Source organism: Intrasporangium sp., assembly GCF_036566125.1.
Lineage (GTDB): Bacteria > Actinomycetota > Actinomycetes > Actinomycetales > Dermatophilaceae > Intrasporangium.
The window spans coordinates 1-2,433 of the sequence record NZ_DATCWX010000286.1; the positions used below are offsets into that span (position 1 = coordinate 1).

Here is a 2,433-nt window from a genome sequence, read left to right on the forward strand (position 1 = left end):
TACCTGCTCAGCGCAACTCCCGGCACGACCGCGGTGCTGCTCAGCGGCGGTGCGCTGCAGCACATCCACGCCGCGGCGAAGATCGCGCGAGCGCACCAGCCCGCGATCGTCGTGCTCGAGGACGTCGACCTCGTCGCGGAGGACCGGTCCCTCACAATGGGCCCGCAGCCGTTGCTCTTCGAGGTGCTCGACGCACTTGACGGACTCGACGCTGACGCTGACGTGGCGTTCCTGCTGACGACGAACCGCATCGAGGACCTCGAGGTGGCCCTGGCCCAACGACCTGGTCGCGTCGACCTCGCTGCGCAGATCCCGCTGCCGGATCTCGAGGGGAGACTCGCCCTGCTCCGGCTCTACGGCAGGCACCTCTTCGAGGACGCGGCGCTCTCCGGTGCTGCGGAGCGGGCCGAGGGCACGACGGCCAGCTTCGCGAAGGAGCTCGTCCGGCGAGCCGTTCTGGCCGCCGCCCTCGAGGAGACGGCACCCGGCGACCGGCACCTCACCTCAGCCTTGGACGAGCTGCTCTCCGACTCCGAGCTCCTCACGCGGAGCCTGCTCGGCGTGCAGGGCTCCGGGGGCGAGGGTCTCGGGGACCCGGAGGAGATGGGAGCAGGAGGCTTCCCCGGGCCCGGGGGCGCAAACTTTGCTGGCCCGATGCCCAGCGTGTACCGGGGTCGCCGAGCAGGGTGGTTCGCGTACCGGCCCCGCGGCTGAGGGAGCCTGACCGCGGGAGCGAGGTCAGCGGCATAAGGCCTCGTTGTGTGGTGCCAAGCGCACGACCTGCTGTGCGTTCGGCACCACACTGCGGCAGCTCAACTGGCCGAGCTGGCGATCTCGTGCAGCCGCACGAAGAGGTAGGGAACGACGACGAGCCCGACCAGGAGCACTGCCGTGCCGCTGCGGCTGCGCTCAGCCCACGACCAGCCCCAGGCGAGTGGGAGAACGGCCAAGGATGCGACCAGGTAGCCGAGGTAGGTCAGGGCGGGGATGTCGGGCCGGTCACCGGTCAGCCAGTGAATGCCGAGGACGAGGTGCACGACCAGGCCGGCTTCGATGAGACCCAGGACCGCGATGATCAGCTTGTTGACGGGGCGGTCCCGGACGACCTGGACCAGGACGAGCAGCGCCGCGACGCCACACAGCACGGAGATGGCGATCTGGAGCTGGGTCACGGAGGTATTCAACCGTGGCGGTCAGCCCACCAGACGCCGACGTAGTGGTGGCCCTCCGGAATGGGAGGGGCGTCGATGAGCCAGTCGACATTCGAGGCCGGACCGCCGCTCGGGTCGACCTCGGCCTCCAGGAGCAGCGCGTCGACCTCGTCGGGCATGAGGGTGGTGATGACGGCGGCGCCGCTGGCGTAGGGCCACTCGTCGTCGGGAAAGACGTCGAACTCGAGTTGCTCCAGCTCGATGCGCACGTCGTGGACCTCGGGATGGTCGCGCAGGGCTAGGAGCACCCGGCGGACGTCGGCGAGCACCAGGTCCTCGGAGCGGTGCGGGGCGATGCACCACTCGCAGCCGTTCCCATCGAAGAACTGCTCGAGCGTGACGGCGACCTGCGCGCTGGTGCCACCTCGCCCTCGAACATGCTCGATGAGGGCGTCGCGTTTGGCGAGATCCATGCGGTGGAGGGTCCTTCGGTCAAGCGGCACGGCGTCGGCTACACTGACGCCGCGTGCCGCCGACACCTCGGTCTCAGCGGCTCGGCGAGCGTAGCTCAATGGTAGAGCGCCAGCTTCCCAAGCTGGATACGCGGGTTCGATTCCCGTCGCTCGCTCCACCTCGCCGCAGATTATGGAGGGCATCGTCTACGCGCGGGAGCGAACGTCTGGCAGGTGAACAGGTTCGTGCGACCTGAGCACCCTGCAGCCAGCACTCTTGCGCGGACGGCGGTCGCGGTCGACAGTGCACTCTTGCGCCTGAGTGCAGTCGCGCTCCTCCGCGTGTCTGGCTCGCTGGCGTGTGCCGGGCGGCGCCGGGCGGCGCCGGGCGACGCGGACGCATAGGCTGTCGCCCGTGAACTCGCCGAGGATGTTCCGGGGTACGGCTCTCGCATTGGGGGTGATGCTCGTTGCGGCGTGCACCACCGGAAGCCCCGGGCCTGCGACAACGGCGAGTGCTCCCTCGGCAGGCACCGGCTCGACGACGGCCAGCCCGTCGACGACCACCGCATCCGAGTCCACCACCTTCCCGTTGGCGGTGGTCACCGGCATCACGAACCTCAAGGCGACCACCACCGTCAAAGAGCTTGGGGCGCTGGCCGACCGGGGCGAACTGGTGATCCCGTGCGAAGTGAAAGTCACGCAGCCAGCGCTGACATCGGACGCCGCCTGCGTGAAGGCAGACGAGATCCCAGCCATGCTGAAGAAGGGCCAGAAGCGCATCGCGCTGCTCCCGCCCGGGCTAGTGGAGCCGACGACCAAGGTGCTCT

3 protein-coding genes, 1 tRNA gene and 1 pseudogene are annotated in these 2,433 nt (G+C 69.3%); 3 read left to right on the plus strand and 2 right to left on the minus strand.

The genetic code is table 11. The features are described 5' to 3' along the window. Positions 1 to 714 (plus strand): AAA family ATPase (locus tag VIR15_RS17385; RefSeq protein WP_331930040.1); only part of this gene is annotated, 714 nt, incomplete at its 5' end. A gap of 98 nt (positions 715 to 812) precedes the next feature. On the opposite strand, the gene VIR15_RS17390 is transcribed toward VIR15_RS17385, so the two are convergent. Both VIR15_RS17390 and VIR15_RS17395 read right to left on the minus strand, forming a co-directional pair. Continuing rightward, positions 813 to 1,172, minus strand: coding sequence for a hypothetical protein (locus VIR15_RS17390; protein ID WP_331930042.1), 360 nt, complete (start codon positions 1,170 to 1,172; stop codon positions 813 to 815). Positions 1,173 to 1,180: 8 nt separating this feature from the next. Beyond that, positions 1,181 to 1,624 carry a YfbO family protein gene (locus tag VIR15_RS17395; RefSeq protein WP_331930044.1) on the minus strand — a complete coding sequence of 148 codons (444 nt, stop codon included), beginning with the start codon at positions 1,622 to 1,624 and terminating at the stop codon, positions 1,181 to 1,183. A gap of 84 nt (positions 1,625 to 1,708) precedes the next feature. Here VIR15_RS17395 and VIR15_RS17400 point away from each other — a divergent pair. Both VIR15_RS17400 and VIR15_RS17405 read left to right on the plus strand, forming a co-directional pair. Then, a tRNA-Gly gene (locus tag VIR15_RS17400) sits at positions 1,709 to 1,782 on the plus strand. Between the two features lie 236 nt (positions 1,783 to 2,018). Then, positions 2,019 to 2,433 (plus strand): annotated as a pseudogene (locus VIR15_RS17405) (hypothetical protein); the annotation flags it as partial.

Excerpts from the sequence above, each read along its gene's own strand:
- VIR15_RS17395 (WP_331930044.1), bottom strand. The coding sequence starts at position 1,624 with ATGGATCTCGCCAAACGCGACGCCCTCATCGAGCATGTTCGAGGGCGA.